This is a genomic window from Mesorhizobium sp. USDA 4775 (assembly GCF_054062655.1).
Map to the genome: position 1 here is coordinate 2,280,843 of NZ_JBSSFM010000001.1, position 25,171 is coordinate 2,306,013.

Below are 25,171 nucleotides of genomic sequence, written 5' to 3' on the forward strand. Positions count from 1 at the left end.
CAATTCGCTGGACTGGCGGGTTCCCGCCGAGCCAGAATGGTCAACGGCGGCATTCCCGTCATATCAGCCTGGTGAGAGTTCACGCATGAACATGGATGGTATCTGCGATCCGCGCTTTGGCGCCGTGCGCGCGGCATTCGCCGAGTGTTTCGCCCAAGGGCTGGAACATGGCGGAGGCGTATCCGTCGTGGTCCACGGCAAGACCGTTGTTGACCTGTGGGGCGGTCATGCGGATGCCGCGCGAACCCGTCCGTGGCGGCAGGACACGCTGATCAATGTCTGGTCCTCCACTAAGGGCGTCGTCGCGCTGGCGATCGCAATGTTGGTGGAGCGCGGCAGACTGGACTATGCCGCACCCATTGCCCGCTACTGGCCGGAATTCGCGGCCGGCGGCAAGGAGCGCATCACGCTTGACCAGGTGATGTCGCACCAGGCCGGGCTGAATGGTCTTGCCGTGCCGATGGACGAAGCGGGCATGTTCGCGTGGACGCCCTTTGTCGACGCGCTCGCCGCCATGCCGCCCCTATGGGAGCCCGGCAGCCGCTGCATCTATCACGCGCTTACCTATGGCCACCTTGCTGGCGAAGTTTTGCGACGCGTCGACGGGCGAAGCATCGGCCGCTTCATCGCGCAGGAGATAGCAGGCCCGCTCGGAGCCGATTTTCATGTCGGTCTGCCGGACCGCGAGGAATCCAGGGTCGCCGAGATGATCGAAGGCCCGGGGGCTTCGGACTGGGTCGAATTTGTCCGCGCCTCGCCATTTCCCCACGCAGGCGACAATCCGGCGCCCCGTGCATTGGCCCCCAACGACCGCGTCTGGCGCGCCGCCGAGGTGCCGGGCGGCAATGGCCAGTCGACGGCGCACGCATTGGCGCGTATTTACGGCATGATGGCAGCCGGTGGCGTCTGGGAGGGCCATCCACTGATCGGCCGCGCGGCAATCGAAGCGGCGGCGCGTCAGCGTGTTCGCGGCATGGATGAAAGCTTCGCCGCCCCCACTGCCTTCGCCGCCGGTTATCAGATGGAAGATCCGGTCTATGCCGGCCGTGCATCGCGGCAAACGTTCGGCCACACCGGCTGGGGCGGCGCCATCGGCTTTGCCGATCCCGGTGCCGGCGTCGGTTTCGGCTATGTCACCAACCGCATGCTGGGTTTTGACGACATGGACCCACGCCGCAAGATGTTGATCGACGCCGTTTACGACTCGCTCTGACTGAATGGCCGAAGGCAGCCGGGTGGTCCCGGCATTTGCTGGAGCGGATTGAGTTTGAACCTTTCCGGTTGTGAGACCCACGCCTTGCAGATGAACTCGTAGGGTGTGAGACCTTTGAGGGTCTTGAGCCTACGGGCAAAGTTGTAGGCTGCGACGAAGTCGGCGAGATGGATGCGGAGTTGGTCGTGGCTCTCGTAATAGAAGCGCTTGACGGTGGCGTCCTTGATAGTCCGGTTCATTCTCTCGACCTCGCCATTGGTCCACGGATGCCTGGCCTTGGTCGTGCGGTGCTTTATGTCATTCCTGGCGCAGGCGTATTCGAAGGCGTGAGCGCGGAAGATCTCGCCATTAGCGATTGCCTCCTTAATCAGCGGCACGGCCGAGCCACCGGCACCGGGGGTGGTGAACTGGATGCCATTGTCCGTAAGCACAGTGTGGATCTTGTAGGGAACGGCCGCGATCAGCCGGAGCAGGAAGTGTTTAGAGATGGCTGTGGGGGCCTTCTCGTGCAACTCGTCGATAGCGACGAACATGTGCAGCTTGCCCTGCTCGGTCCTGACCTCGGCAATGTCGATGTGGAAGTAGCCGATCGGGTAGCTCTTGAATTTCCTCTTCGCCGGTTTGTCGCCCTCGACATCCGCAAGCCGACCGATGCCATGGCGTTGCAGGCAGCGATGCAATGAAGACCGCGTCAGGTGCGGGATGGTCGCCTGAAGCGCATATAGACAGTCGTCGAGCGGCAGCAGCGTGTAGCGGCGGAAAGCGACAATGACCGCCTCCTCCTCAATCGAGAGCACCGTCGATCTCGGTTCCTTCGGACCAGTCGGTAGATCGGCGACCGAAGCTCGCCTCTTTCACTTCGCAACCGTCTTCTGGTTGATCCCGTAGCGCTTGGCCAGGGTCCTCAGGCTCTCTTGACTATGCTGTATCGCTCGACGGACCGCCTCTGTCGTTGTGGCGCTCCCATGCAGAACTTGGCCCATAGCGCATCCTTTGATTCGGAAGATAAGGATGCACCATCAAAAACCGGGATCAAACATCTAGTCGGGCTGACGGTCCGCGGCCGGACGGCGCCCGTCGATCCACAGGGCAAGCAACGTGCAGGCAGCGCCCGACAGCAGATAGGCGCCGGCGGCGATGAGGCCGAAATTGCCGGCCAGCAGCAGGGCGGCGAGCGGCGCGAAGCCGGCACCGAACATCCACGCCAGATCCGAGGTGATCGCCGAGCCGGTATAGCGATACTGCCGGGAAAAGCGCGAGGCGACGACGCCCGACGATTGCCCGAAGCTCAGCCCCAGCAGGATGAAGCCCAGCACCATGAACAGCGCCTCGCCGACGGCGCCGCCATCCAGAAGCTGTGGGGCAAAGCCGCTGAAGGTCGCGATGGCGATCGCCGAACCGCCGAGCAGCGCACGGCGTCCGACGCGATCGGCCAATGGCCCCGATGCGACGATGGCCGCAATGCCGAACAGCGCGCTCACCGCCTCGATCATCAGGAAGCGTGCCGGCCCCTCATTGGTGAACAGGAACACCCAGGAAAGCGGAAACACCGTCACCATGTGGAACAGGGCGAAACTCGCCAGCGGCGCGAAGGCGCCGATGACGACGTTGTGGCCCTCGGCCCGGATCGTGTCCCTGATGCGCGTCGGCTGCAGGTCGCCGCTCTCGTACAGTTTCGAGAATTCAGGCGTGACGACGATGCGCAGCCGGGCGAACAGGGCCACGACATTGATGGCGAAGGCGACGAAGAAGGGATAGCGCCAGCCCCAGGAGAAGAAGTCGTCGGCCGACAGATTGGCGACGAAGAAGGCGAAGAGGGAGCTTGCCACGATGAGCCCGATCGGCGCGCCCAGCTGCGGGATCATGGCGTAGAAGCCGCGCCGGTTCTGCGGCGCGTTCAGCGCCAGCAGCGAGGGCAGTCCGTCCCATGTTCCGCCGAGTGCCAGCCCCTGGCCGATGCGGGCAAGCGCCAAAAGCCACACCGCGACCGCACCGATGTCGCCATAGGCCGGCAGAAATGCGATGGCAACGGTCGACGTGCCAAGCAGGAACAGCGCGATCGTCAGTTTCGCGCCGCGGCCATAGGCGCGGTCGATCGCCATGAACAGCACGGAGCCGAACGGGCGCGCGACGAAGGCCAGCGCGAAGATGCAGAAGGAATAGAGCGTGCCGACGAGCGGATCGTGCGTCGGAAACACCAGTTTGGGAAACACGATGACGGAGGCGATCGCATAGACGAAGAAGTCGAAGAATTCCGACGTCCTGCCCACGATCACGCCGACCGCGATATCGCCCGCGCTGACCTGGCCATGATGCGAGCCGATCAACTCGCTGTTTGTTTCGGCAGTCGAAGTCTGAGCCATCTTATCCGTCGCCACCGCGTGGAATGAACTGTCCGGAACCCAATTCCGGGGATTCCCCCGGGGGGGTCTATTGTGCACTGCACACTGCGCCAAAGCCATGCCTGCTGGGCATTGGACAAATTGTCCAATGTTACCACAGCGCCGCGAGCAGTAGCCCTTGGATCGATACCGCACTGCAACATGAACGGTTGCGGCGATCCTTCGAGGGCAGCGCTTGATGAAACGATTTGGAGCCTTGCTTCTGTTCCCCCTGGCCGGGCTGTTGAGCGGCTGCGATCTGGTCGTTCTGGCGCCCGCCGGCGATGTCGCGGCCCAGCAGCGCGACCTGCTCGTGGTCTCGACCTTGCTGATGCTGGTCATCATCATCCCGGTCATGGCGCTGACGGTCTTCTTCGCCTGGCGCTATCGGCAATCCAACACAGCGGCGACCTACGCGCCGGACTGGGATCATTCGACTAAATTGGAACTGGTGATCTGGGCGGCGCCCCTGCTCATCATCATCTGCCTCGGCGCGCTGACCTGGCTCGGCACGCATCTGCTCGATCCGTACCGCCGGATCGACCGGATCGAACCCGGCCAGCCGGTCACTGAAGCGCACAAGCCGCTCCGGGTCGAGGTCGTGGCGCTCGACTGGAAATGGCTCTTCATCTATCCGGATTACGGCATCGCCTCCGTCAACGAGCTGGCGGCGCCGGTCAACCAGCCGATCGACTTCCGCATCACCTCGTCGGCGGTAATGAATTCCTTCTACATTCCAGCCCTTGCCGGGCAGATCTACGCCATGCCGGCGATGGAAACCAAGCTGCACGCCGTCATCAACCGGCCTGGCACCTACAGCGGCTTCTCGTCCAACTACAGCGGCGCCGGCTTTTCGGGGATGCGCTTTGCGTTCCACGGCCTGTCCGACCAGGCTTTCGACCAGTGGGTGGCGCAGGCCAGAACCGCGCCGGCGACGCTCAGCCGCGAAAACTATCTCGAACTTGAAAAGCCGAGCGAGAACGAGCCGGTCCGCCACTATGCCTCCGTCGATCCCGGCCTTTTTGGCGCCATCCTCAATCTGTGCGTCGAGCGCGGCAAGATGTGCATGAACGAGATGATGTCGATCGACGCCAAGGGTGGCCTCGGCCTCGCCGGCGTGCGCAACACGCTGCCGCTGCAATACGACAAGCTCGCCCGGCGCGGCGCGGTGTTCGGCAACGATCCGTCCTATGTCGCCAGCATCTGCACGGCGGAGGAAGCGGCCGCCGCGGCGCGCGCGGCCAGCGATGTCACGCCGAAGGATTGGCCGGCCAGGAATCTTTCCCCGCTGCGCGGGGCGGGGCTGCTGAGGCCCGGGACCGAGAGCCGTCGCGCCGAGGCGGATACGCCGTCGCTCGGCCTGCTGTGGCGCGAATTGTGAGAGACAGCCGATGCCCGATACGCTGACCAAATTCATTTTCGGCCGTCTCACATTAGACTCGCTGCCGCTGCATGAGCCGATCGTCGTCGCCACCTTCGTCGCGGTGGCGCTCGGCGGCATCGCCCTTCTTGGAGCGATCACCTATTTCAAGCTGTGGACGTATCTGTGGCGCGAGTGGTTCACCAGCGTCGACCACAAGAAGATCGGCATCATGTACATGGTGCTCGGTCTCGTCATGCTGCTGCGCGGCTTCTCCGACGCCATCATGATGCGCCTGCAGCAGGCCATCGCCTTCAATGGCTCCGAGGGCTACCTTAATTCGCATCACTACGACCAGATCTTCACCGCGCACGGCGTGATCATGATCTTCTTCGTGGCGATGCCCTTCGTCACCGGGCTGATGAACTTTGTCGTGCCGCTGCAGATCGGCGCGCGCGATGTCTCCTTCCCGTTCCTCAACAATTTCAGCTTCTGGATGACGGTCGGCGGCGCCATCCTGGTCATGGCCTCGCTGTTCGTCGGCGAATTCGCCCGCACCGGCTGGCTCGCCTATCCGCCGCTCTCCGGCATTGGCTACAGTCCTGACGTCGGCGTCGATTATTACATCTGGGCGCTGCAGGTGGCGGGCGTCGGCACGACGCTGTCGGGCATCAACCTGATCTGCACGATCATCAAGATGCGCGCGCCCGGCATGACGATGATGCGCATGCCTGTCTTCACCTGGACGTCGCTCTGCACCAACGTGCTGATCGTGGCGTCCTTCCCGGTGCTGACGGCCGTGCTCTCGCTACTGGCGCTCGACCGCTATGTCGGCACCAACTTCTTCACCAACGACTTCGGCGGCAACCCGATGATGTATGTGAACCTCATCTGGATATGGGGTCACCCGGAAGTCTACATTCTTATCCTGCCGCTGTTCGGCGTCTTTTCCGAGGTCACTTCCACCTTCTCCGGCAAGCGCCTGTTCGGCTACACCTCGATGGTCTACGCCACGGTGGTCATCACCATCCTATCCTACCTGGTCTGGCTGCACCATTTCTTCACCATGGGCTCCGGCGCCAGCGTCAATTCCTTCTTCGGCATCACCACGATGATCATCTCGATCCCGACGGGAGCGAAGATATTCAACTGGCTGTTCACCATGTATCGCGGCCGCATCCGCTTCGAACTGCCGATGATGTGGACGATAGCCTTCATGCTCACCTTCGTCGTTGGCGGCATGACCGGCGTGCTGCTTGCCGTGCCGCCGGCGGATTTCGTGCTGCACAACAGCCTGTTCCTGATCGCGCATTTCCACAATGTCATCATCGGCGGCGTGCTGTTCGGCCTGTTCGCCGGCATCGCCTATTGGTGGCCCAAGGCCTTCGGCTTCAAGCTCGATCCGTTCTGGGGCAAGGTGTCGTTCTGGTGCTGGGTGGTCGGCTTCTGGTTCGCCTTCATGCCGCTCTACATACTCGGCCTGATGGGCGTGACGCGCCGCATGCGTGTCTTCGACGATCCCTCGCTGCAGATATGGTTCGTCATCGCCGCCTTCGGCGCGGTGCTGATCGCTGCCGGCATCGCTGCCTTCCTGATCCAGATCGTCGTCTCCATCCGCAAGCGCGAGGCCTTGACCGATCCGACCGGCGATCCCTGGGACGGCCGCACGCTCGAATGGTCGACCTCTTCGCCGCCGCCCGCCTACAACTTCGCCTTCACGCCCGTGGTGCGCGACAACGATGCCTGGTGGGACATGAAGAAGGCCGGCTACGCCAGGCCGCTCTCCGGCTTCAAGCCGATCCATATGCCCAGCAATACCGGCACCGGCGTCGTCCTGGCCGCCTTCAGCGTCGCGCTCGGCTTCGGCCTGATCTGGTACATCTGGTGGCTGGCGGCGCTGAGCTTCGTCTGCCTGATCGCCACCGCGATCGGCCACACCTTCAACTATCACCGCGATTTACACATTCCGGCTGCCGAGGTCACGCAGACGGAGGAGGCGAGGACGACGCTCCTCGCCGCCCAGGGCTAGGGTTTGAGCATGGCTTCGAGTGTAACCACGGCCGGCACCGGACCGGTCTTCCACCTGGAAGAAGAGCATGCGCATGCCGAAGGCAGCAGCACCATGCTCGGCTTCTGGCTCTATCTGATGAGCGACTGCCTGATCTTCGCCATGCTGTTCGCGGCCTATGGCGTGCTCGGCGGCAATTACGCGGCGGGACCCGCGCCGAAGGACCTGTTCGATCTCGATCTGGTGGCGGTCAACACCACCATGCTGCTCTTGTCCTCGATCACCTATGGCTTTGCCATGCTGACCATGGACAAAGGCCGCGTCGCGGCGACGCAAGCGTGGCTTGCCGTGACCGGCCTGTTCGGCCTGGCCTTCCTGTCGATCGAGCTCTACGAATTCGCCCACATGATCCATGAAGGCGCCACGCCGCAGCGCAGCGCCTTCCTGTCGTCTTTCTTCACGCTGGTCGGAACGCACGGGCTGCACGTCACCTTCGGCACCGTCTGGCTGGTGACGCTGATGACGCAGGTCGCCCGGTTCGGCCTCACCGAGGCCAACCGCCGCCGACTGATGTGCCTCTCGATGTTCTGGCATTTCCTCGACGTCGTCTGGATCGGCGTCTTCACCTTCGTCTATCTGATGGGAATGTTGCGATGAGCGCTCATGATCATGCCGAGGGTCACGGCCACGCCCATGGCGGCGCCGCGCACGGATCGTTCAAAGGCTATCTGATCGGCTTCGTCCTGTCGGTGATCCTGACCGCCATTCCGTTCTGGCTGGTCATGAGCGGCGCCATCGACAACAAGCAGGCCACGGCGATCGTCATCATGGCTTTCGCGGTGGTGCAGATCGTCGTCCACATGGTTTTCTTCCTGCACATGAACACCGCCTCGGAAGGCGGATGGTCGATGCTGGCGCTGATCTTCACGCTGATCCTGGTCGTCATCGTGCTGACCGGCTCGCTCTGGGTGATGTACCACCTCAACGCCAACATGATGCCGGGGCTTCACGACATGCGCGAGATGCCATGAGCCCGGCGCCGGGCGCGGGGAGGACCACTGCCGAAGTAAGGATCGGACAGGCCGGCATCAGCTTGCCCGCCGCGCCAGGAAAGGATGCCGGCAGGTCGTCCGCGTCGCGGCTTTTTCTCGCATTGCTCGGGCTCGTCGGCGTGGCGGTGTTCCTTGGGCTCGGCATTTGGCAGCTGGAAAGGCGGGTCTGGAAGCTCGACCTGATCGCCCGCGTCGACCAGCGCATCCATGCGCCTGTCGATGCGCCGGGTCCGGCGACATGGGGTGGCATGACCGCGGCCGGCGACGAGTATAGCCATGTGCGATTGGCCGGACGGTTTTTGGGCGGCAAGAACACGCTCGTGCAGGCGGTGACGGAGCTTGGCGGCGGCTATTGGGTGCTGACGCCGATGCGGACAGACCGTGGCTTCGTCGTGCTGGTCAACCGCGGCTTCATCCCACAGGGGCGCAAGGCCGAGTTCGAACAAGAGAGCGGCGGCCTCGGCTCGTCGACCGTCGTTGACGGCCTGTTGCGCATGAGCGAGCCCCGGGGCGGCTTCCTGCGCAGCAACGATGCGGCGGGCAATCGCTGGTATTCGCGCGACGTCGTCGCCATCGCAGCCGCGCGCGGCTTGACGAACGACATCGCCCCTTATTTCGTCGATGCGGAAGCATCCGCGGGCTGGCCGCGCGGCGGCCTGACGGTCGTGACTTTCCGCAACAGCCACCTCGTCTATGCTTTGACCTGGTTCACGCTCGCTGCGATGCTTGCCGCGGCCTTGGCCGCGCCGATGATCGGCGCCCGCCGGCGGCAAGGACCGGCACGATGAGCGCCCCGACGCATACGCTTCGCAACGACAAATCCTTCGCGGCCGCATCGCTTGCGGGCAACGGCGGCACGGCCTCGGATCCCGACGCGGCGAACAGAAAAAACCTGCTCCTGCTCATCCAACTGCGTTGGCTGGCGGTGGCGGGTCAGGTGCTCACCATCCTGGTGACGCAATACTGGTTCGACATCCCGCTGCCACTGGGGGAGATGGCCGGGGTGGTGGTTTTCCTGGTCGGGCTGAACATCTTCAGCCTGCTCGCTTTGCGCGGCCAGCGGCCGATCAGCAACGCGCAGCTGTTCGTCGCGCTCATCTTCGACATGGCGGCGCTGACGACCCAGCTTTACCTCAGTGGCGGTGCCTCGAACCCGTTCGTGTCGCTCTATCTCTTGCAGATCACGCTTGGCGCCGCGCTTTTGACGCCCTGGTCCACCTGGAGCCTGGTGGCGGCCGCCTCCGCCTGCTTCGTCTTCCTCACCTTCCAGTTCCAGCCGATCGCCATCCCGCATCACGGCGGCAGCGACCTGCTGGCCCTGCATATCAGGGGCATGTTCATCTGCTTCGTGCTGGCGGCCGGCCTGATCGTCATCTTCATGACGCGCATCAACCGCAATCTGCGCGAACGCGATGCCTATCTCGCCGATCTGCGCCAGCACTCGGCCGAGGAGGACCACATCGTGCGCATGGGCTTGCTGGCCTCCGGTGCCGCGCATGAGTTGGGCACGCCGCTGTCGACCATCTCTGTCATCTTGTCCGACTGGCGCCAGATGCGCAGCGTTACCCGCAACCGCGAACTGGTCGGGGACGTCGCCGAGATGCAGGCGCAGATCGAGCGCTGCAAAAGCATCGTCTCGGGCATATTGATGTCGTCGGGGCAGGCACGGGGCGAGGGCACGATCCGCACCAGCATCCGCCATTTCCTCGACGATCTGGTCCAGGAATGGCGGGTCAGCCGCCAGCCGCTCAATCTGGAGTACAAGAACGATTTCGAACCTGACGAGCAGATCGTCTCCGACACGGCGCTGAAGCAGGTCATCTTCAATGTGTTCGACAATGCTCTGGAGGCATCGCAGGATTGGGTCGGCGTCGCCGCCGGGCGGCAGGGCGAGAAACTGGTGATTTCGGTGCGTGACCGCGGGCCGGGCTTTGACGAGGGTATTCTGGCCGCGCTCGGCCAGCCCTATATGTCGAGCAAGGGACGACCCGGCGGCGGCCTTGGCCTTTTCCTCGTCGTCAACGTGGTTCGAAAGCTGGGAGGCGACTTTTCGGCGCGCAACATGGAGCAGGGCGCCTGTGTTACGCTCTCGTTGCCGCTCGCGGCGCTGACCGATGGAGATGATCATGAGGCCTGATCGATCCCTGTTTATCGTCGAGGACGACACCACCTTCGCGAAGACGCTGAAACGCTCCTTCGAAAAGCGCGACTACGACGTCGTGGTCTGCCACGGCAGGGAAGATCTGCTCGGCGCCCTCGAAACGGCGGTTCCGGCCTACGCCGTCGTCGATCTCAAGCTTGGCGCCGGCGGCTCGGGGTTGGAATGCGTGAAACTGCTCAGCGCCCGCGACGCTTCGATGAGGATCGTCGTGCTGACCGGCTTCGCCAGCATCGCCACGGCGGTCGAGGCGATCAAGCTTGGCGCATGTCATTATCTGGCCAAGCCCGCCAACACCGACGATATCGAAGCCGCCTTCGGCCGGGCCGAAGGCGATGTCTCGGTTTCCGTCAGCAATCGTCCCACCTCGATCAAGAACCTCGAATGGGAGCGTATCCACGAGACGCTCGTCGAGACCGGCTTCAACATCTCCGAAACCGCGCGCCGGCTCGGCCTGCATCGGCGCACTTTGGCCCGCAAGCTCGAGAAACGCGTGGTGAGGTAGGCTCAACCGTCGTTCTTCAGTGTCGTGGTGCGGCAGGTCTATTCCGCAGCAAACCCAGATAAGCCGCTGGCTTGATCCATAATTGTAGTGGGGCTGTAACGAGGCCGGATCGTCGAACGTGCCGACATGCATCGCTACCTTGGTTGGGCGATGCATCGTAGGTCGGGCTGAGCGGCGATCCACAGGCTGAACGCGTCGACCAATCGCGTTGGTTGCCGCCGGTCCACCAGGAACGAGTCCTGGCTTATGGCGTTCCCGTGTCCTGGGCAGCAATGGGAGAAGTCCATGAGAAGACCACCAGCCGGATATTCTTTGATGTCGGTGCCGGGCTTGGCATATGGGCCGTTGGGTCACGGCTGCATGCATGTCTGCGTGGATATGCAGCGGCTGTTCGCGGAACCGTCGCCGTGGGCGACGCCCTGGATCACGCGTGTCCTCCCTCAGATTGAGAGGCTCGTTGAAAGACGGGCAGAACAGACGGTCTTCACGCGCTTCCTTCCCGCGCAGAGGGCGGGGCAGGGTGTCGGGGCATGGAAGCGCTACTATGAGCGCTGGTCTTCGATGGCGATCGACAATATCGGCCCGGAAATGGTCGAGCTGTTGCCGTCATTGGCTGCTTGCTGTCCGCCGGCGGCGGTCATCGACAAGCATATTTATTCGCCCTGGTTTGAAGGCCGTCTGCGAGCCTTTCTGATGGAACACGAGATCGATACGCTGGTCATCACCGGCGGTGAAACCGACGTGTGCGTACTGGCCACGGTGCTCGGCGCCATCGATTTCGGCTACCGTGTCGTTCTCGTCACGGACGCGCTGTGCAGTTCTTCCGATGCAACGCATGACGCCCTGCTCACCGTCTATCACCAACGTTTCGCGCAGCAGGTCGAGACGGTCGAGATGGAGACGGTTCTTTCGAACTGGACTTGAATGTCACCAGGCGTCGAGGAGGCCGAAGCATCAAGTGCTTCTTCGCGCGGGCTCGGATACCTATCTGTCGAGACAAGACAGAGATCGGAACAGGCAACGGAATTGGCGCAACGATCGGGCAGTGCTGATCTTCCACTTCACGGCGGACGCGTGCCGAAGTGGCTCGGCGACCGCATGACGCGCCTTGGCGCCGTGATGTGCGAGGCGATCATCCATCATTATGGTCGCAACGAGCTGCTGCGGCGTCTGGCGCATCCCTTCTGGTTCCAGTCCTTCGGTGCCGTCATGGGCATGGACTGGCACTCGTCCGGCATCACGACCAGCGTCGTCGGCGCCTTGAAGCGCGGTCTGACGCCGCTGTCGGGCGAACTCGGCATTCATGTCTGCGGGGGCCGTGGCGCCCACTCGCGCAAAACCCCGCATGAGTTGGCCGCCATCGGCGAGCGCATCGGCTTCGACGGAACCCGCCTGGCAAGCGTCAGCCGGCTTGTCGCCAAGGTGGACAGTGCCGCCGTCCAGGATGGGTTCGACCTCTATCTGCACGGCTTCATCGTCACCGATGACGGCGACTGGGTGGTGGTGCAGCAAGGCATGAACGGCGACAGCAAGGTGGCGCGCCGCTACCATTGGCTGTCCGAAGGTTTGAAGAGTTTCGTCGATCAGCCGCACGCCGCCATCGAGGGCGCCAACCAGGGCGAGATCGTCAACCTGACCGACCATCGTGCCGAGGCCTCGCGCCAGGGACAGCTGGACTTGCTCCAGGATCTCGGCCCGGACCGCATCCTGCGCGAATTCGCTGCCCTGGATGCGGGCACAGCGGCGGCTCCCGAACAGCCGATGCTGCCGCATCTGATCATGCCGGCTCACCATGATGTGCGCGAAAGCGATATCGTCATGCGCCGCCTGCATGGAAACATGGCCGCCGCCGCCGAACGCGGCCCGGCGGATTTCTCCGAACTTCTTCTGGTTCCTGGCGTGGGCGCGCGCACGGTGCGCGCGCTGGCGCTGGTCGCCGAAGTGGTGCATGGCGCGCCGTGCCGGTTTTCGGATCCGGGCCGGTTTTCAATCGCCCATGGCGGCAAGGACAGGCACCCGTTCCCCGTTCCGCTCAAGGTCTATGATGAGACGATCGGCGTGCTGAAGTCGGCTGTGCAGAAAGCCAGGCTTGGCCGCGAGGAGGAAATCGGCGCGTTGAAGCGGCTCGACGATCAGTCGCGGCAGGTCGAACGATATGTCACCGGCCCCAGCCTGAAGGAAATCGTTGCCGGCGAATTCGACCAGTCGCACCTGCTTGGCGGCCGCAGTGTCTTTGGCTGGGAGCCGCCGCCGGACAAGGCACCGACGGAGTTGGACAAGAAGGCATGACAGGGGCAGGCTGAACTCCGCAGTCGGGCTCGAAATCAACCGTCCAGATCGATCAACGCAACGCCCAATTCCGGACGCCTGCTACGGCGCAGATGGCCGGGCGCCTCCACCAGGGTCACTTCCAGCGTCGGTCGCACCATGGCCTGAAGCAGGTGTCCACCCCGGGTCGTGCCGTCGCTCAATCCCAACACCGTATGAACGTGGAGGCTGGGCTTGCCGTCATCGCCCAGCGCCACATCGCCGATGGCGCTCAGAACTTCGCATTGTTCGTCGATCGGGATCTTGCGGTAGGTCTTCGCATTGGGGTCGAACCAGCCCACGATCGCTCTTTCAAAGGCGCCGATCGCTGTCAGGGAAGCACTGTCGACTCCTTGGTCGATCGCGAAGGCGGTCAGCGCGGCGAATGCTTCTTCGCCGGGGTCGCGCACCACGACAAATGTTCGCTGTCCACCGGCCTCGCTGACGAGCCGCGATTTCATGCCTGTGCCCTCATCATGTTGGTCTTTCAGGACAGACCAAAGGGTGTTTGTTGACGTCAATGGGCATGGTGCTCGGCATTCCGCTTGCGCGTTGCCGCGGCCTTCCTCGCCGATTCCGACCGACTTGCAGCTGGGCGTGCGGCTGACGCCTTGCCGCCGCTTTTGCCGCCCTTGTGTGCCGCCGGGTGGCCGGTGTGCTTGCCGCGCCCGGAGCCGCCTTCTTTCTTGCCGCCGCCATCATCCTTGTTGACGGTCGCCCAGGCGCGGCGTTCGGCCTCCTTCTCGGAGACGCCGCGCTTCTCATAGCCTTCCGCAATGTGGTCGGCTTTGCGTTCCTGCTTGTCGGTGTATTTCGATTTGTCGCCTCGTGGCATGGCCGTATCTCCTGTTGAACAGGGTCTGAACGTGAAGCCGCCGGGTGAGTTCCAACCGATGCCTGAAAGGCTCATGGACAGGCGGAGCGACACGTTGCGCGCTAGTCTTCCGGTGCCGTGGCGGGAGCCGTGTAGCGGCGGCGCACTGCTTCCAGCACATGCTTGCGGCTCTCCTCGGCGGAGAGCTTTTTATCGTTCTCCGCCTCGGCGGTTTCGCGCGCCAGATCCTTGTCTCTGATCTGGTTGCGGAACCATTTGGAATAGTCGCCGGCACGCAGGTGGAACTCCCAGGTCCTGTCGTCGATGCCCTCGGCGATCTGAGCGAAAATCATCAGATTATGGGCCCTGAGGTTCATCGCATCGTCGGGGCCGTGGAAATAGAAACTGCCCGCCTCGTCGAGTTGCCCCTCGGCATATTTGCGGCTGTGCCGCTTAAGGGATTGACGCGGCTCGATGACCTTGACCACGGCGATCTTCTTGCGTTTCTGCGGTCGCCAGAACAGCACGCGCTCGCCCTTGGGAGGGGCCATGTCCTTGGGCGGGTCGATGCCGGTCTCGCTGCAGTAGGCCTTGACGACATCCTTCGCCTTGGGGCCAAGGGCGATGATGGCGGTCACCAGGCGCAACGCGTCGGTCGAGATCGCTTCGGGATGCACTGTGATCAGCACCGTGCCCGGCAATTCCAGGGACAGGATCGTGCGCGTGTCATCGCGTCGTTTGGGCAGAAGATGGTGCGCTTCGTCGATGACGAGCCAGTGTGGCCTGGCCGTTCGACGTCGAAAACTGCCGAGGCCAGGCAGCAGGTCAGCAAAGAAATCTGGGCGTTCATTGACGCGCAGCGCCAATCCATTGATGACGACATTGCTGTCGGCTTTCTCGATGAGGTCCAGCACTTGCGCCTTGGTCGGCGCGCTTGAGCCGTCGCCCAGACGCACGGCGCCTTCGAGGCCGTCATAATCGCCTTCGGGATCGAAGATGCAGAATTGAAACCCGCTCTCGACGAAGCGTTCCGTCAGCGCGGTGGCCAGGGTGGACTTGCCAATGCCGGAGCTGCCGGCGATGAGGACCGTGTCGGTTGGCGACAGATAGATATCGTCGCCGCCGGCGGAGCCCAGCACGATGCCGTCATGCCGCCTTGGCAGGATGTCGTGATCGCGTTTGATTAGCCTGTCGATGAGCTCCTCCACGCCTTTCCCGCGTGCGCCACGCGTGACCATATCCACTGTGGTCTTGACCGCGGGAATCGCATTGTCGACGGCGACGCTGCAGCCGCAGGCCTTCAAGAAGGCATGGTCGTTCTCGGCGTCGCCGACACCGACCACATTGTGTGGCGACAGCCGGAGATCCTGCAGCGCCGCGGCCAGCCCGGTGGCCTTGTTGATGCCGCTCGGCAGGATCATCACCGCGCCCTTGTTGAAGATGATTTCGAGTTCGAGCCCCATCTTCTTGATGGTTTCGAGCACCGTGGCCTGATGCGGCTCCCAGGTCGCGACGATCGACCGGCCGACCGACAGCGGCTTGACGCCCTGCTTCTTCAGTCTGGAGACGAATTCGGCTTCCGGCGATGGTGAGATGACCCGCTCTTCCTCACTGGCCGGCGTGTAGATCAGCGCTCCGTTCTCGGCGACGACCTTGTCGAACAGGCCGATCTCGGGAAAGACGCGCTTGAGGTCAGGCAGCTCGCGCCCGGTCACAAGAATGAGCTTGCGGCCGCTTTTCTTGAACCGCTCCAGCGCGGCAAGAGTCTTCTTCGAGACGATCCCGTCATGCGCCAGCGTGCCGTCGTAGTCCGTCGCCAATGCGATGAAATACATTGCACTGACCTCAGTAGCCGCCGACCACGGGCAATATCTCGCCGGTGATGTAGCTCGAGCAATGCGGCGAGGCGAGAAACACATAGGCCGGTGCGAGTTCTTCCGGCTGCGCCGGCCGCTTCATCGGTGTATCCGCGCCGAACTTCGAAACGTCACCGGCTTCCTTGTCCGAAGGGTTGAGCGGGGTCCATACCGGACCCGGTGCAACCGCGTTCACCCGGATGCCCTTGCCGAGAAGATTGCCGGAGAGGGCGCGGGTGAAGGCATGGATGCCTCCCTTGGTCATGGAGTAGTCGACCAGCGCCTTCGACCCGTCTATGCCGGTGACCGAACCGGTGTTGATGATGGCCGAGCCCGGCTTCATATGCGGCACGGCTTCCTGTGCCATATGGAAATAGCCGTAGAGGTTGGTCTTCAGCGTCGTGTCGAAATGCTCTTCGGTCAGTTCGGCGAACTCGCTTGAATGAATCTGGAATGCCGCATTGTTGACCAGCACGTCGATGCGGCCGAATGCCTTGACCGTTTGCGCCACCGCGTTGCGGCATTGGTCGCGTTCGCTGACGTCTGCCTTCACCAGGATACAGCGCCGTCCTTCCGCTTCGACGGCGGATTTTGTCGCCTTGGCATCCCTGTCCTCGGCCAGATAGACAATCGCAATGTCAGCGCCCTCGCGGGCGAACAGAACCGCCACCGAACGGCCGATGCCGGAATCGCCGCCGGTGATGAGAGCGACTTTGTCTTCGAGCTTTTTCGATCCGAGATAGAAGGGCGCATCGTAGAGCGGCGCCGGGTCGATCGCCCATTCATCCCCCGGCTTGGGATGATGTTGCTCGGGAAAGGGTGGCTCCGGATATTTTCGGGCGCCGGCCTGCATGGCGTGCTGGCCCTTGCCGTTGCCTTTCGATTTGTCCCTGGCATCGATGCCACGCTGGATGCGACGCTGCTTGGCGGCTTCGCTGGCTGTCTTGCTCTGCATGTCTGTCTCCTCGGCTTCGAGGAAGAACAACGCGCGTCGGACGAAAAGGTTTGCGCAAAAGACGATCTTGCCGCCAGCGTCATGCCACGCGGCGGTAGCTGTAGTGATCCCTGATGAATTCATTGAAGAAGCGGCCTTTCGAGGCAGCCTTCCTGAAAGCGGCATAGGTTGCCGGGGCAACGTCCGCATAGTCGTAGCGATGGCCGCTCGGCACGAACCAGATGGAGAGGATTCTGGTCGCGGGATCGTATTGTGTGCTCCGGATCGCGGCCGACGGCATGTTGGCAACCTGACTGCTCAGCCAGATAAATCCGCCAGAAATGGTCCGGTTCCCTGCCTTTCGCCACAGCACTATCTGTCGCGCACCCAAGAGCGACCCGATATTGCTCTGCGGCTCGGCCCTCACCATCTAGGCGGGATGTCGTCACTCAAATCGAAAGCCACCGGTCGCACTCCGGCATTCCAGCATGATCTCTTTGGTGCCGCACAGGATCTGCCCGAAGGTTTTGCCTACCAGCCGGGATTGATCACGCCGCAGGAAGAGACAGAGCTTGCCCGGCATCTCGAGGGACTGCCGTTCCAGGCGTTCGATTTCCATGGCCATCTGGCAAACCGGCGTGTCGTCGGGTTTGGCATGCGCTACGATTATGACCGGCGCGAAGTCGTCGAGGCGCTGCCGATCCCCGACTTCCTGCTGCCTGTGCGCGAGAGGGTCGCGGCCCTTGCGCGCCGGCCCGTCGAGGCTTTCGCGCAGGTGCTGATCAATGAATACCGGCCTGGCGCCGGTATTGGCTGGCATCGCGACAAGCCGCATTTCGAGGATGTCGCCGGCATCTCGCTGCTGGCGCCCTGCAGCTTCCGGCTTCGGCGAAAGAGCGGTGACCGGTGGGAGCGTCGGACCATCGTCGTCGAGCCAAGATCGGCCTATCTCATGACGGGACCTTCGCGCACGGAGTGGGAACACAGCATTCCCCCGCTTGCCGAGCATCGCTACTCGATCACCCTGCGGACGCTGCGGTCACAGATCCCCTGAAAATCGCTCCGGCGAAGCCAGGCCGATCGCCGAGGCTCTACTTCACTCCGATGCCGGCGGTCAGGCCGCCGTCGATCTTGTAGTCGGCGCCGGTGCAGAAGCCGGCCTTGGACGAGCACAGGAAAGCGATCAACTCCGCCACTTCCTCCGGCTCGCCGATGCGGCCAAGCGGATGAGCCGCGCCGAAGCGCTTGTAGGCTTCCTCGACATCGGCGTCGCTGCCGTGGTCGCCACGCGCGGCCTTCTCCAGGATGGGCGTGCGGATCGAGCCCGGGCTGACCGAATTCACCCTTATGCCTGCTGCCGCGTAGTCGAGCGCCAGTGAGCGTGTCAGCGTATGGATGGCGCCCTTGGTCGTGGCATAGGCGGCGACATTCTGCTGGCAGGCGAAGCCCTGCACCGAAGCGACGTTGACGATGGCGCCGCCGCCACGCTTGATCATTTCCGGGATGCCGAAATGTGCGGTCAGGTAGATCGAGCCGACATTGACCGTCATCGCCCGGTTCCAGGTTTCCCAATCGGTCGTCGTCGCGGTTCCGTACGGATGGACCGCGGCGGAATTGACGATGACGTCGATGCCGCCGAATCGTTTGACGCCGGCCGCGACCGCGTCACGCACCTGGTCGGAAACGGACACGTCGACTGTTTGCACCAGCGCGTCCGCTCTGGCCTTGGCAAGGCTTTCCTGCAGGGCGGTATTGGCGGCCCGATCGATGCCGCAGGCGATGATCGCCGCACCGCCCTGCGCCAGCCGCCTTGCGGTAGCGAGCGCGATGCCGGTCGTCCCCGTTACCAATGCCACCTTGCCGTCGAAATCCTTCATCGCGGGAGCTCCTTCATGCGCTATCAAAACGTGGTTCTGAGTTTGACACTCATCGGTGTCAAACAATAGGTTGCCGGTCTCTCGCAAAAAGGAAAGTTGCAATGGAACAGTGCTGGCGCTGGTATGGTCCGGATGATCCGGTGACACTCGATCATGTCAGACAGGCTGGCGCCACCGGCGTGGTTTCGGCGCTTCACCACATCTACGACGGCAGAGCCTGGCCCGAAGCCGATGTGCTCGAGCGCAAACGGATCATCGAGGCCGCAGGCCTGACATGGTCGGTGGTCGAAAGCATCCCGGTCCACAATTCCTTCAAGATCGGCGCGCCGGAACGCGAGCGCTACGCCGGCTACTATCGCGACAGCATCCGCACGCTCGCCAAGGCCGGCATCGAAACAATCTGCTACAATTTCATGCCGGTGGTGGACTGGACGCGCACCGACCTGATGTATCGCCTGCCGACTACCGGCTATGCCTTGCGTTTCGACGCCATCGATTTTGCCGCCTATGATCTTTTCGTGCTGCAGCGCAAGAACGGCGCCGCCAGCTATACGCCGGCGCGGATCGCCGAAGCCGAGAAGCGGCTGAAGGCGTTGACGTCGGAGCAGGTCGATCAGATCGAGCGCAACCTCATCGCCGGCCTGCCGGCAACCGAGCGCAAATATGACCGCGACAGTTTCCGCGAGGCTCTGGCGGAGTATGACGGGATCGGGCCGAAGGAGTTGCGCGACAACCTCGCCTGGTTTCTGCGCGAGATCATTCCGGTCGCTGAAGAGGAGGGGGTGCGCATGTGCATCCATCCCGACGACCCGCCCTTTTCGCTCTATGGCCTGCCGCGCGTCGTTTCCACCGCGCAGGATGCGCGCTTCATCCTCAACGCCGTCGACAGCCCGGCCAATGGGCTGACCTTCTGCACCGGCTCCTACGGCACGCGCGCCGACAACGACATCGTCGCCATGGTCAAGGAATTCGCCGACCGCATCCATTTCGTCCATCTGCGCAACATCACCATCGAGGAGGACGGCTCGTTCTATGAAGCCGAGCATCTCGAGGGCGGCACCGACATGGCGCATGTCATCCTGGCTCTGATGCAAGAGGAGGCACGCCGCCGCAAGGAGGGCCGTGCCGACTGGCGCATCCCGATGCGGCCGGACCACGGCCACCTTCTTGCCGACGACATCGGCAAGAAGAAGATCAATCCCGGCTACTCGCTGATCGGCCGGCTGAAGGGTCTCGCCGAGTTGCGTGGCATCATGCGCGCCGTGGAGCAGTTCGGGCTGGCCTGAGCGGCGCCTAGTGGAGATGTCTGAGCTTGTCGGGATTGCGCACGACATAGATGGCCGCGATCTTGCCGTCTTCGATGTCGAGTGCGGTGGTCTGGAATTCTCCATCGGCTTCCAGGGTGACGAACCCCGGCAACCCGTTGATGAAACCGACGCGGACAAGCTTCGAGCCATGCGTGCGCAACCAGGCCGCGACCTGTTCATACTGTCTCATGACGGCATCGAAGCCCAGGGCCGGCTGGGTGGCCGCCGGACGCTTGCCGCCACCGTCGGCATGGGCGATGACATCGGTCGCGAGCATGGCGCCAAGCGCCTTCATGTCGCCGCTGCGCGAGGCCGTGAAGAAGGCCTCGGCAAGCGCTAGGCCGCGTTGCCTTTCCACCGTGAAGCGGGGCCGCGCCTCGCGGACATGGCCACGCGCCCGGGCCGCCAGCTGGCGGCAGGCCGCCGGGTCGCGCTCGATGGCGGCCGCGACCTCGTCGAACCCAAGCCCGAACACATCGTGCAGCAGGAAGGCCGCACGCTCGAGCGGAGACAGGCGCTCCAGCACCAGCATCAGCGGCAAGGTGACGTCCTCCACCTCGTCCTCTTCCACAACGGGATCGGGAAGCCAGGGGCCGACATAGGTCTCGCGTTTGCGTCGCGCGGATTTGAGCTGGTCGAGACACAGCCGCGTCACCGTGCGGCGCAGGAATGCCTCGGGCTCGCGCACCGCGGCGCGGTCGGCCTTCATCCAGCGGATGAAGGCCTCCTGCACGACGTCCTCGGCGTCCGACACCGAACCCAGCATGCGGTAGGCGACGCGCATGAGCTTGGGGCGCAGCGGGCCGAAGCCCGCAGCGGCGTCGTCGGGCGCTGAGCTCGTCATCAGGCCGCGGCCACCCGGGCGGCCTTCACGGCAGCCGGGTCGGCATAGAGGCCGAAACCGACAGCGATACGGTTCCAGGCGTTGATGATGTTGATCGTCAAGGTGAGCTTGATCTGCTCCTCCTCCGTGAAATGCACCTTCAACTCGTCAAAGGCGCTTGCATGGCTGGTACCTTCCGAGAGTCGGGTCAAGGCCTCGGTCCAGCCAAGTGCCGCGCGTTCGCGGTCGCTGTAGCAGGGCGCCTCGCGCCAGGCCGGCAAAAGGTAAATGCGCTGCTCGGTTTCCCCGTTCTCACGCGCCTCGGTGGCGTGAAGATTGATGCAGTTGGCGCAGCCATTGATCTGCGAGGCACGCAGCTTCACCAGTTCGGTGAGGCTGTGCTCGAGACTGGCGGCGGCGGAGAGCTCGATCGAAGAGCGTTGCCAGTTCTTCATCAGCGAAGGGGCAGCGGCGAAGAGGTCGATTTTTTCAGTCATGGTGGGCTTCCTTCTGTTGGTGCCGACCACATGACGAAGCAGCATCTGCCAGTGTGACATGCACGCCAGAATTTTCGTCCGTTGATGCGCGTCATTCGGCGGCCCACCGTCTGGCTCATAACTTGCGCGATGCCTAATATAAGAGCAGAATTGAAGGCGTTTGAAGGAGTTCGGCTCATAAGCAAATCGGGAGGAAACCATGAACACCATGAGCCTCACCACGCTTGACCGCGGCAAGACCACAGTCGACGCTGCAGCCATCGAAGCGCTTTCGGCACAATTGCGCGGCACACTGCTTCAGCAGGGGGACGCTGCCTACGACGAAGCCCGCACCATCTGGAATGCCACGGTCGACCGGCGGCCCGGGCTGATCGTGTGTTGCGTCGGCGCCTCCGACGTCATTCGTGCCGTGAATTTCGCCAGGGAAAACAGGCTTCTCGTCTCCGTGCGCGGCGGCGGCCATAACATTGCCGGCAGCGCCGTCTGCGATGGCGGCCTGATGATTGATCTGTCGCCGATGAAGTCGGTGCGGGTCGATCCCGCCGCACGGCGGGCATGGGTTGGACCCGGCGCCACGCTCGCCGATGTCGACCGCGAAACGCAGGCCTTCGGGCTGGCGGTGCCGACCGGCATCAATTCGACCACCGGCATATCGGGCTTGACCCTGGGCGGTGGCTTTGGCTGGATCACCCGCAAATTCGGCCTGACCATCGACAATCTGGTCTCCGCCGATGTCGTCACCGCCGACGGCAAGTTGCTGCGCGCCAGCCAGACGGAAAATCCGGACCTGTTCTGGGCACTGCGTGGCGGCGGCGGCAATTTCGGCATTGTCACGGCATTCGAGTTTCAGCTCCACCAGATGGGTCCCCAGGTTCTGTCGGGGCTTGTCGTGCATCCTTTCGCCGATGCCGAGAAGGTGCTGGAGGAGTATCGCAACGCGCTCGAAACAGCGCCCGACGAACTGACCTGCTGGGTGGTCATGCGGCAAGCGCCGCCACTGCCCTTCCTGCCGGCGGAGTGGCATGGCAAGGATGTTCTGGTGCTGGCCATGTGCTATTGCGGTGATCTCCAGGCGGGTGAAAAGGCGACGAAGAAGCTTCGCGCCATCGGCTCGCCGATTGCCGATGTCGTTGGCCCCAACCCGTTTGCCGGCTGGCAGCAGGCATTCGACCCATTGCTCGCCCCCGGCGCCCGTAACTACTGGAAGAGCCACGACTTCACCGAGCTCTCCGACAGGGCAGTTGAGGTCGTTACCGAAGCGATACGTGAGCTTCCTGGCCCGGAATGCGAGATATTCATCGGCCATGTCGGCGGTGCGGCGGGCCGTGTGGCGCAGAACGCGACGGCGTTTCCGCAACGCAGCTCGCACTTCGTCATGAATGTTCATGCCCGCTGGCGCGAACCGGCAATGGACAGGGCCTGCATCGGCTGGGCGCGCGGCCTCTATGAGGCGGCCAAGCCCTATGCTGCCGGCACGGCCTATGTGAACTTCATGCCTGAGGACGAGGTCGACCGGGTGGAAGCGGCCTATGGCGGCAATTACCAGCGGCTTCTGGAGATCAAGCAGCGCTATGACCCGCTGAACCTGTTCCGCATAAACCAGAATTTGCGGCCGAAACAAAGCCAGCAGGCCGCCTGAGCCGCCCGCATGGCAGTGACGAAAAGCCCGCGTCTCCGCAACAGGCGTGGGCTTTCGCATGGCCATGGGTCTGGCTCTTCAGCGGCTCAGTTCACATGGACTGCCACCGCGTCAGGCGCTGGTCCTCACGAAACCGTCTCGGTCTCATGCGCGGGCAGCGCCGTCGCCAGCCGGTTCGCCCACTCCTCGATGCCGGCCCGGCTCGCCAGCAAATCCTGCCGGATCTCGACGAGGACGGCGGGGATCCCTCGAAAAGCCGTTCGACTGACCCTATCGCGCGTCTTGGCGAAAGTCCGCCCGACCCGCGAGCACACAGGACGCAATCGCAGAGCGGCGACCGATATTCAGCTTCGCGAAAATCCGCCGGATATGCTCGCGTACGGTGTAGCCGCTGATGCCGAGCTGCCTTGCGATCTCCTTGTCGACTTTTCCGTCACTGATCAGCAGGGCTATCTGCAGCTCACGCCGGGTCAATATCTCGGCGGCCGAGAGCGGAAGATCGGCGGTGGCGCCCGGCATGCAGACGGCGTCATAGATCAGGTATTGCGTGCCGGCGCAGACGATGCGTCCTACTGGCCGGCGCTGATCTACATGATTGTTTGGATCACCGCGATCGTCCGCGTAACGGATGGCGACCAGCGAATGGCCGTTCACGACAAAGCTCGAAGTATCCGTTTCCGGGTCGCACTCTTTTCGTGACGCGGAAATCTCATCAGCGAAGTCGGAAAGTCTCTGCAAGTTCTCGGCACGTGCAATCATGGCCGAACGCCCCAGTTGGCAGGAAACTCAGTACAATCACAAGCCCCTGGCGTCCCAACAAAACTGCCACGCCGCCGAACCCCGGCGCGACCAGTATGAATGCTGCATAGATAGTCTGGACTATAGCACTTTTCGAAATATTAGCATTCCAAAAATTATCGTTGGGTCGTCAATTTTCCCAGTTCAGCGCCTGAATCCGGCGCGGATCGAACGCAAGAGATCGGGGGTCAGCCTGACGCCCCGGTTGAACAGGCCCGCTGGGGCAAGCGGCACGCCGGGCCGGCATCCCCAGGCCCCACCCGAATGCGGACGTGGACCGGCGGTGTGAACCGCGATCACCACGGGTACGCCGGCCTGCTGGCGATGGATCCATACTGGAGCGCCGCTGTGCCCCGGACAGGTATCGACACTGTAGAAAAGCTGCCGTTCGGTGATCCGGTCCAGGCGCTCGGAATGCTCCCATTGCGTGCCGTCCGGCTTGTCGGCCGGATAACCCGAAATGTGCAGCAGACGCGTGGTGCGAAGCCGCTCGAGGTCCTGACGGTTCGGCGACCAGAGCTGGAAGTGTCCGGGCGATGGCGAAAACGGCCGCTCGAGTTCGATCAATCCAACATCGTGCAGGCCTGACGGACGGCGGCGGTAAGGCGGGTTGACGTGCCATTGCTTGGCCCATTGCCAGCCGAAGGGCCGCGCGTCACGCGAGGCCCGACCCGGTGTGACACGAATGCGCACGGCAAGATTGGGCAGGCCAAGCCGCTGACGGATCGGGCTGGTGATGCAGTGCGCCGCGGTCAACAGCCGCGTCGGCGAAATCAGGAAGGCGGTACATCCGGTCAACCTGCCGTCGCCGAAATCGCGCTCGATGTGGCAGACCGCGCTGTGCGGAAAGCGGTTGGTGTGGGTGACCCTGGCGCGCCCGTCGGTCGGTCCAACCACCGCATAGTCCGCTTCGTCCGCTAGCCGGTCGAGTTCGAATGGCGCGGTCGAGAACAGCATCATGTTTCTTGCTCGTGTTCGGCTCCCGGCGAGGCGGCATCTGCCGGCATGGCTCCCGGTTGCGCCGCATCATCGATCCCACCTTCATGCGCGGGCTCTTGCGACGCCTCGGCCTGATCCGCGCCAGCACTTGCAGTGAGGCCAAGCAGGCCGCGCAGGCGCTCCATCAGAAGATGAGCCTCGTCGCCACGGCCTTCGAGATAGGCCGCCGCGCGGTCCATGAATTCCTCGTCGGAGCCGAAGGGTGTTTCAGCTGGGCGCGGCGACGCGGCGTGCAGCGCCTTGACCTCCTGAAGAACGATGGCGTCGAGGTCGGCCATACCGACTGCGGATTCCGACGTGAAGCCGGCCGCCATTCCGATCAAACACCGGTCCGGTATGAGCCGGCCACCATTCCAACCAAAGACCGGCCGGTTTTCGGCACTGAAGATTACCTCCTGGGTCAGCAACTTTGGCATCAATTACCTCGCGATGACGAGGACATTTTGATGCCGGCAAAGAGAAGGCTGTGAGACAGTTGAGACAAATGCTTCGGCTTGCGGAAGCGGGACCAGCTCCCGCGAGATTGCGGTCGTGCGCACGCAGTACGGTGCAGGATAATCTGCGGCGCGCAGCGGCAATCGGGTTGAGCGGCCCCTTGCCCGTCGCAAGGTCAAGCAGGGCACGCGGCGGCGCACAGAGCCGA

Annotated in this window: 25 protein-coding genes and 1 pseudogene; 13 read left to right on the forward strand and 13 right to left on the reverse strand. The window is 63.3% G+C overall.

From position 1 onward, the window contains the following. Positions 1 to 85 precede the first annotated feature (85 nt). Positions 86 to 1,213, forward strand: a complete 1,128-nt coding sequence (locus ACVILI_RS10940; protein WP_038644841.1) for a serine hydrolase domain-containing protein — start codon at positions 86 to 88, stop codon at positions 1,211 to 1,213. Here the strand turns inward: ACVILI_RS10940 and ACVILI_RS10945 are convergent. Continuing rightward, a pseudogene (locus ACVILI_RS10945) lies at positions 1,198 to 2,196 on the reverse strand (IS481 family transposase). The gene ACVILI_RS10940 and the pseudogene ACVILI_RS10945 sit on opposite strands and share 16 nt — an antisense overlap. A 57-nt stretch (positions 2,197 to 2,253) precedes the next feature. After that, a complete protein-coding gene (locus tag ACVILI_RS10950) occupies positions 2,254 to 3,576 on the reverse strand; it encodes an MFS transporter (protein ID WP_038644843.1) in 1,323 nt (440 codons plus the stop codon). A 217-nt stretch (positions 3,577 to 3,793) separates the two neighbouring features. On the opposite strand from ACVILI_RS10950, the gene cyoA reads away from it, so the two are divergent. The 9 genes from cyoA (at position 3,794) to ACVILI_RS10995 (ending at position 12,966) form a co-directional block, all read left to right on the forward strand. After that, positions 3,794 to 4,975, forward strand: coding sequence for a ubiquinol oxidase subunit II (gene cyoA, locus ACVILI_RS10955; protein ID WP_038644845.1), 1,182 nt, complete (start codon positions 3,794 to 3,796; stop codon positions 4,973 to 4,975). 10 nt (positions 4,976 to 4,985) lie between these two features. Next, a complete protein-coding gene (gene cyoB / locus ACVILI_RS10960; protein ID WP_038644847.1) occupies positions 4,986 to 6,983 on the forward strand; it encodes a cytochrome o ubiquinol oxidase subunit I in 1,998 nt (665 codons plus the stop codon). Positions 6,984 to 6,992: 9 nt separating this feature from the next. Next, positions 6,993 to 7,619: a cytochrome o ubiquinol oxidase subunit III gene (gene cyoC / locus ACVILI_RS10965; protein WP_038644849.1), complete on the forward strand. Its 627-nt coding sequence runs from the start codon at positions 6,993 to 6,995 to the stop codon at positions 7,617 to 7,619. Then, on the forward strand, positions 7,616 to 7,993 hold the full coding sequence (gene cyoD / locus ACVILI_RS10970) for a cytochrome o ubiquinol oxidase subunit IV (RefSeq protein ID WP_038644851.1): 378 nt from the start codon (positions 7,616 to 7,618) through the stop codon (positions 7,991 to 7,993). Before cyoC ends, cyoD begins: the two co-directional genes overlap by 4 nt. Then, positions 7,990 to 8,802, forward strand: coding sequence for an SURF1 family protein (locus tag ACVILI_RS10975; RefSeq protein WP_084791413.1), 813 nt, complete (start codon positions 7,990 to 7,992; stop codon positions 8,800 to 8,802). Before cyoD ends, ACVILI_RS10975 begins: the two co-directional genes overlap by 4 nt. Then, positions 8,799 to 10,151, forward strand: a complete 1,353-nt coding sequence (locus ACVILI_RS10980) for an ATP-binding protein (RefSeq protein ID WP_038644853.1) — start codon at positions 8,799 to 8,801, stop codon at positions 10,149 to 10,151. The genes ACVILI_RS10975 and ACVILI_RS10980 overlap by 4 nt, the downstream gene beginning before the upstream one ends. Then, positions 10,141 to 10,677 carry a response regulator transcription factor gene (locus ACVILI_RS10985; RefSeq protein ID WP_038652189.1) on the forward strand — a complete coding sequence of 179 codons (537 nt, stop codon included), beginning with the start codon at positions 10,141 to 10,143 and terminating at the stop codon, positions 10,675 to 10,677. The genes ACVILI_RS10980 and ACVILI_RS10985 overlap by 11 nt, the downstream gene beginning before the upstream one ends. A 315-nt stretch (positions 10,678 to 10,992) precedes the next feature. Further along, on the forward strand, positions 10,993 to 11,601 hold the full coding sequence (locus tag ACVILI_RS10990; protein WP_027047187.1) for a cysteine hydrolase family protein: 609 nt from the start codon (positions 10,993 to 10,995) through the stop codon (positions 11,599 to 11,601). Between the two features lie 102 nt (positions 11,602 to 11,703). Next, a complete protein-coding gene (locus ACVILI_RS10995) occupies positions 11,704 to 12,966 on the forward strand; it encodes a DUF763 domain-containing protein (RefSeq protein WP_064986414.1) in 1,263 nt (420 codons plus the stop codon). 35 nt (positions 12,967 to 13,001) lie between these two features. Here the strand turns inward: ACVILI_RS10995 and ACVILI_RS11000 are convergent, their stop codons facing one another. The 5 genes from ACVILI_RS11000 to ACVILI_RS11020 form a co-directional block, all read right to left on the reverse strand. Further along, positions 13,002 to 13,445, reverse strand: coding sequence for a PPC domain-containing DNA-binding protein (locus tag ACVILI_RS11000; RefSeq protein ID WP_038644855.1), 444 nt, complete (start codon positions 13,443 to 13,445; stop codon positions 13,002 to 13,004). Between the two features lie 56 nt (positions 13,446 to 13,501). Beyond that, positions 13,502 to 13,819, reverse strand: a complete 318-nt coding sequence (locus ACVILI_RS11005; protein ID WP_019860061.1) for a hypothetical protein — start codon at positions 13,817 to 13,819, stop codon at positions 13,502 to 13,504. Positions 13,820 to 13,920: 101 nt separating this feature from the next. Further along, positions 13,921 to 15,633 carry an HAD family hydrolase gene (locus ACVILI_RS11010; RefSeq protein ID WP_038644858.1) on the reverse strand — a complete coding sequence of 571 codons (1,713 nt, stop codon included), beginning with the start codon at positions 15,631 to 15,633 and terminating at the stop codon, positions 13,921 to 13,923. A 10-nt stretch (positions 15,634 to 15,643) separates the two neighbouring features. Further along, positions 15,644 to 16,609, reverse strand: coding sequence for an SDR family oxidoreductase (locus ACVILI_RS11015; protein ID WP_027047185.1), 966 nt, complete (start codon positions 16,607 to 16,609; stop codon positions 15,644 to 15,646). 79 nt (positions 16,610 to 16,688) lie between these two features. Further along, entirely contained in the window at positions 16,689 to 16,889 is a 201-nt protein-coding gene (locus tag ACVILI_RS11020; RefSeq protein WP_038652192.1) for a KTSC domain-containing protein, read from the reverse strand. Between the two features lie 138 nt (positions 16,890 to 17,027). Here ACVILI_RS11020 and ACVILI_RS11025 point away from each other — a divergent pair, with 138 nt between their 5' ends. Continuing rightward, positions 17,028 to 17,642, forward strand: a complete 615-nt coding sequence (locus ACVILI_RS11025) for an alpha-ketoglutarate-dependent dioxygenase AlkB (RefSeq protein WP_038644860.1) — start codon at positions 17,028 to 17,030, stop codon at positions 17,640 to 17,642. A 37-nt stretch (positions 17,643 to 17,679) separates the two neighbouring features. Here ACVILI_RS11025 and ACVILI_RS11030 read toward each other — a convergent pair whose 3' ends face one another. Further along, positions 17,680 to 18,465, reverse strand: coding sequence for an SDR family NAD(P)-dependent oxidoreductase (locus tag ACVILI_RS11030; RefSeq protein WP_038644862.1), 786 nt, complete (start codon positions 18,463 to 18,465; stop codon positions 17,680 to 17,682). 101 nt (positions 18,466 to 18,566) lie between these two features. Here ACVILI_RS11030 and uxuA point away from each other — a divergent pair, with 101 nt between their 5' ends. Next, the gene (gene uxuA / locus ACVILI_RS11035) at positions 18,567 to 19,751 is read left to right on the forward strand and encodes a mannonate dehydratase (protein WP_038644864.1); all 1,185 of its coding nucleotides are present in this window, start codon (positions 18,567 to 18,569) and stop codon (positions 19,749 to 19,751) included. A 7-nt stretch (positions 19,752 to 19,758) separates the two neighbouring features. Here uxuA and ACVILI_RS11040 read toward each other — a convergent pair whose 3' ends face one another. Further along, the gene (locus tag ACVILI_RS11040; protein WP_038644866.1) at positions 19,759 to 20,616 is read right to left on the reverse strand and encodes a sigma-70 family RNA polymerase sigma factor; all 858 of its coding nucleotides are present in this window, start codon (positions 20,614 to 20,616) and stop codon (positions 19,759 to 19,761) included. Then, positions 20,616 to 21,092 (reverse strand): carboxymuconolactone decarboxylase family protein, encoded by a 477-nt coding sequence (locus ACVILI_RS11045; RefSeq protein WP_038652195.1) that lies wholly within the window; start codon positions 21,090 to 21,092, stop codon positions 20,616 to 20,618. The genes ACVILI_RS11040 and ACVILI_RS11045 overlap by 1 nt, the downstream gene beginning before the upstream one ends. Before the next feature lie 199 nt (positions 21,093 to 21,291). Between ACVILI_RS11045 and ACVILI_RS11050 the strand changes: the two genes are divergently transcribed. Further along, positions 21,292 to 22,731, forward strand: coding sequence for an FAD-binding oxidoreductase (locus tag ACVILI_RS11050; RefSeq protein ID WP_038644868.1), 1,440 nt, complete (start codon positions 21,292 to 21,294; stop codon positions 22,729 to 22,731). A 270-nt stretch (positions 22,732 to 23,001) separates the two neighbouring features. Here ACVILI_RS11050 and ACVILI_RS11055 read toward each other — a convergent pair whose 3' ends face one another. The 3 genes from ACVILI_RS11055 to ACVILI_RS11065 all read right to left on the reverse strand — a co-directional run bounded on the left by ACVILI_RS11055 (position 23,002) and on the right by ACVILI_RS11065 (position 24,944). Beyond that, the gene (locus ACVILI_RS11055) at positions 23,002 to 23,490 is read right to left on the reverse strand and encodes a response regulator transcription factor (protein ID WP_038644870.1); all 489 of its coding nucleotides are present in this window, start codon (positions 23,488 to 23,490) and stop codon (positions 23,002 to 23,004) included. A 183-nt stretch (positions 23,491 to 23,673) separates the two neighbouring features. Next, positions 23,674 to 24,489 (reverse strand): trypsin-like serine peptidase, encoded by an 816-nt coding sequence (locus tag ACVILI_RS11060; RefSeq protein ID WP_019860051.1) that lies wholly within the window; start codon positions 24,487 to 24,489, stop codon positions 23,674 to 23,676. Next, complete coding sequence (locus ACVILI_RS11065; RefSeq protein ID WP_457102440.1) at positions 24,486 to 24,944, reverse strand: hypothetical protein; 459 nt, start codon at positions 24,942 to 24,944, stop codon at positions 24,486 to 24,488. The genes ACVILI_RS11060 and ACVILI_RS11065 overlap by 4 nt, the downstream gene beginning before the upstream one ends. Positions 24,945 to 25,171: the final 227 nt, after the last annotated feature.

Coding starts and splice junctions, on each gene's coding strand:
- ACVILI_RS11000 (WP_038644855.1), bottom strand. CDS start 13,445: ATGAAATCGCGGCTCGTCAGCGAGGCCGGTGGACAGCGAACATTTGTC.
- ACVILI_RS11060 (WP_019860051.1), bottom strand. CDS start 24,489: ATGATGCTGTTCTCGACCGCGCCATTCGAACTCGACCGGCTAGCGGAC.
- ACVILI_RS10975 (WP_084791413.1), top strand. CDS start 7,990: ATGAGCCCGGCGCCGGGCGCGGGGAGGACCACTGCCGAAGTAAGGATC.
- cyoB (WP_038644847.1), top strand. CDS start 4,986: ATGCCCGATACGCTGACCAAATTCATTTTCGGCCGTCTCACATTAGAC.
- ACVILI_RS10990 (WP_027047187.1), top strand. CDS start 10,993: ATGTCGGTGCCGGGCTTGGCATATGGGCCGTTGGGTCACGGCTGCATG.
- ACVILI_RS11015 (WP_027047185.1), bottom strand. CDS start 16,609: ATGCAGAGCAAGACAGCCAGCGAAGCCGCCAAGCAGCGTCGCATCCAG.
- ACVILI_RS11050 (WP_038644868.1), top strand. CDS start 21,292: ATGAACACCATGAGCCTCACCACGCTTGACCGCGGCAAGACCACAGTC.
- ACVILI_RS10980 (WP_038644853.1), top strand. CDS start 8,799: ATGAGCGCCCCGACGCATACGCTTCGCAACGACAAATCCTTCGCGGCC.
- ACVILI_RS11045 (WP_038652195.1), bottom strand. CDS start 21,092: ATGACTGAAAAAATCGACCTCTTCGCCGCTGCCCCTTCGCTGATGAAG.
- ACVILI_RS11025 (WP_038644860.1), top strand. CDS start 17,028: ATGTCGTCACTCAAATCGAAAGCCACCGGTCGCACTCCGGCATTCCAG.
- ACVILI_RS10950 (WP_038644843.1), bottom strand. CDS start 3,576: ATGGCTCAGACTTCGACTGCCGAAACAAACAGCGAGTTGATCGGCTCG.
- ACVILI_RS11020 (WP_038652192.1), bottom strand. CDS start 16,889: ATGCCGTCGGCCGCGATCCGGAGCACACAATACGATCCCGCGACCAGA.
- cyoC (WP_038644849.1), top strand. CDS start 6,993: ATGGCTTCGAGTGTAACCACGGCCGGCACCGGACCGGTCTTCCACCTG.
- cyoD (WP_038644851.1), top strand. CDS start 7,616: ATGAGCGCTCATGATCATGCCGAGGGTCACGGCCACGCCCATGGCGGC.
- ACVILI_RS11055 (WP_038644870.1), bottom strand. CDS start 23,490: ATGATTGCACGTGCCGAGAACTTGCAGAGACTTTCCGACTTCGCTGAT.
- ACVILI_RS11040 (WP_038644866.1), bottom strand. CDS start 20,616: ATGACGAGCTCAGCGCCCGACGACGCCGCTGCGGGCTTCGGCCCGCTG.
- ACVILI_RS11005 (WP_019860061.1), bottom strand. CDS start 13,819: ATGCCACGAGGCGACAAATCGAAATACACCGACAAGCAGGAACGCAAA.
- ACVILI_RS11065 (WP_457102440.1), bottom strand. CDS start 24,944: ATGCCAAAGTTGCTGACCCAGGAGGTAATCTTCAGTGCCGAAAACCGG.
- uxuA (WP_038644864.1), top strand. CDS start 18,567: ATGGAACAGTGCTGGCGCTGGTATGGTCCGGATGATCCGGTGACACTC.
- ACVILI_RS10940 (WP_038644841.1), top strand. CDS start 86: ATGAACATGGATGGTATCTGCGATCCGCGCTTTGGCGCCGTGCGCGCG.
- cyoA (WP_038644845.1), top strand. CDS start 3,794: ATGAAACGATTTGGAGCCTTGCTTCTGTTCCCCCTGGCCGGGCTGTTG.
- ACVILI_RS11010 (WP_038644858.1), bottom strand. CDS start 15,633: ATGTATTTCATCGCATTGGCGACGGACTACGACGGCACGCTGGCGCAT.
- ACVILI_RS10985 (WP_038652189.1), top strand. CDS start 10,141: ATGAGGCCTGATCGATCCCTGTTTATCGTCGAGGACGACACCACCTTC.
- ACVILI_RS11030 (WP_038644862.1), bottom strand. CDS start 18,465: ATGAAGGATTTCGACGGCAAGGTGGCATTGGTAACGGGGACGACCGGC.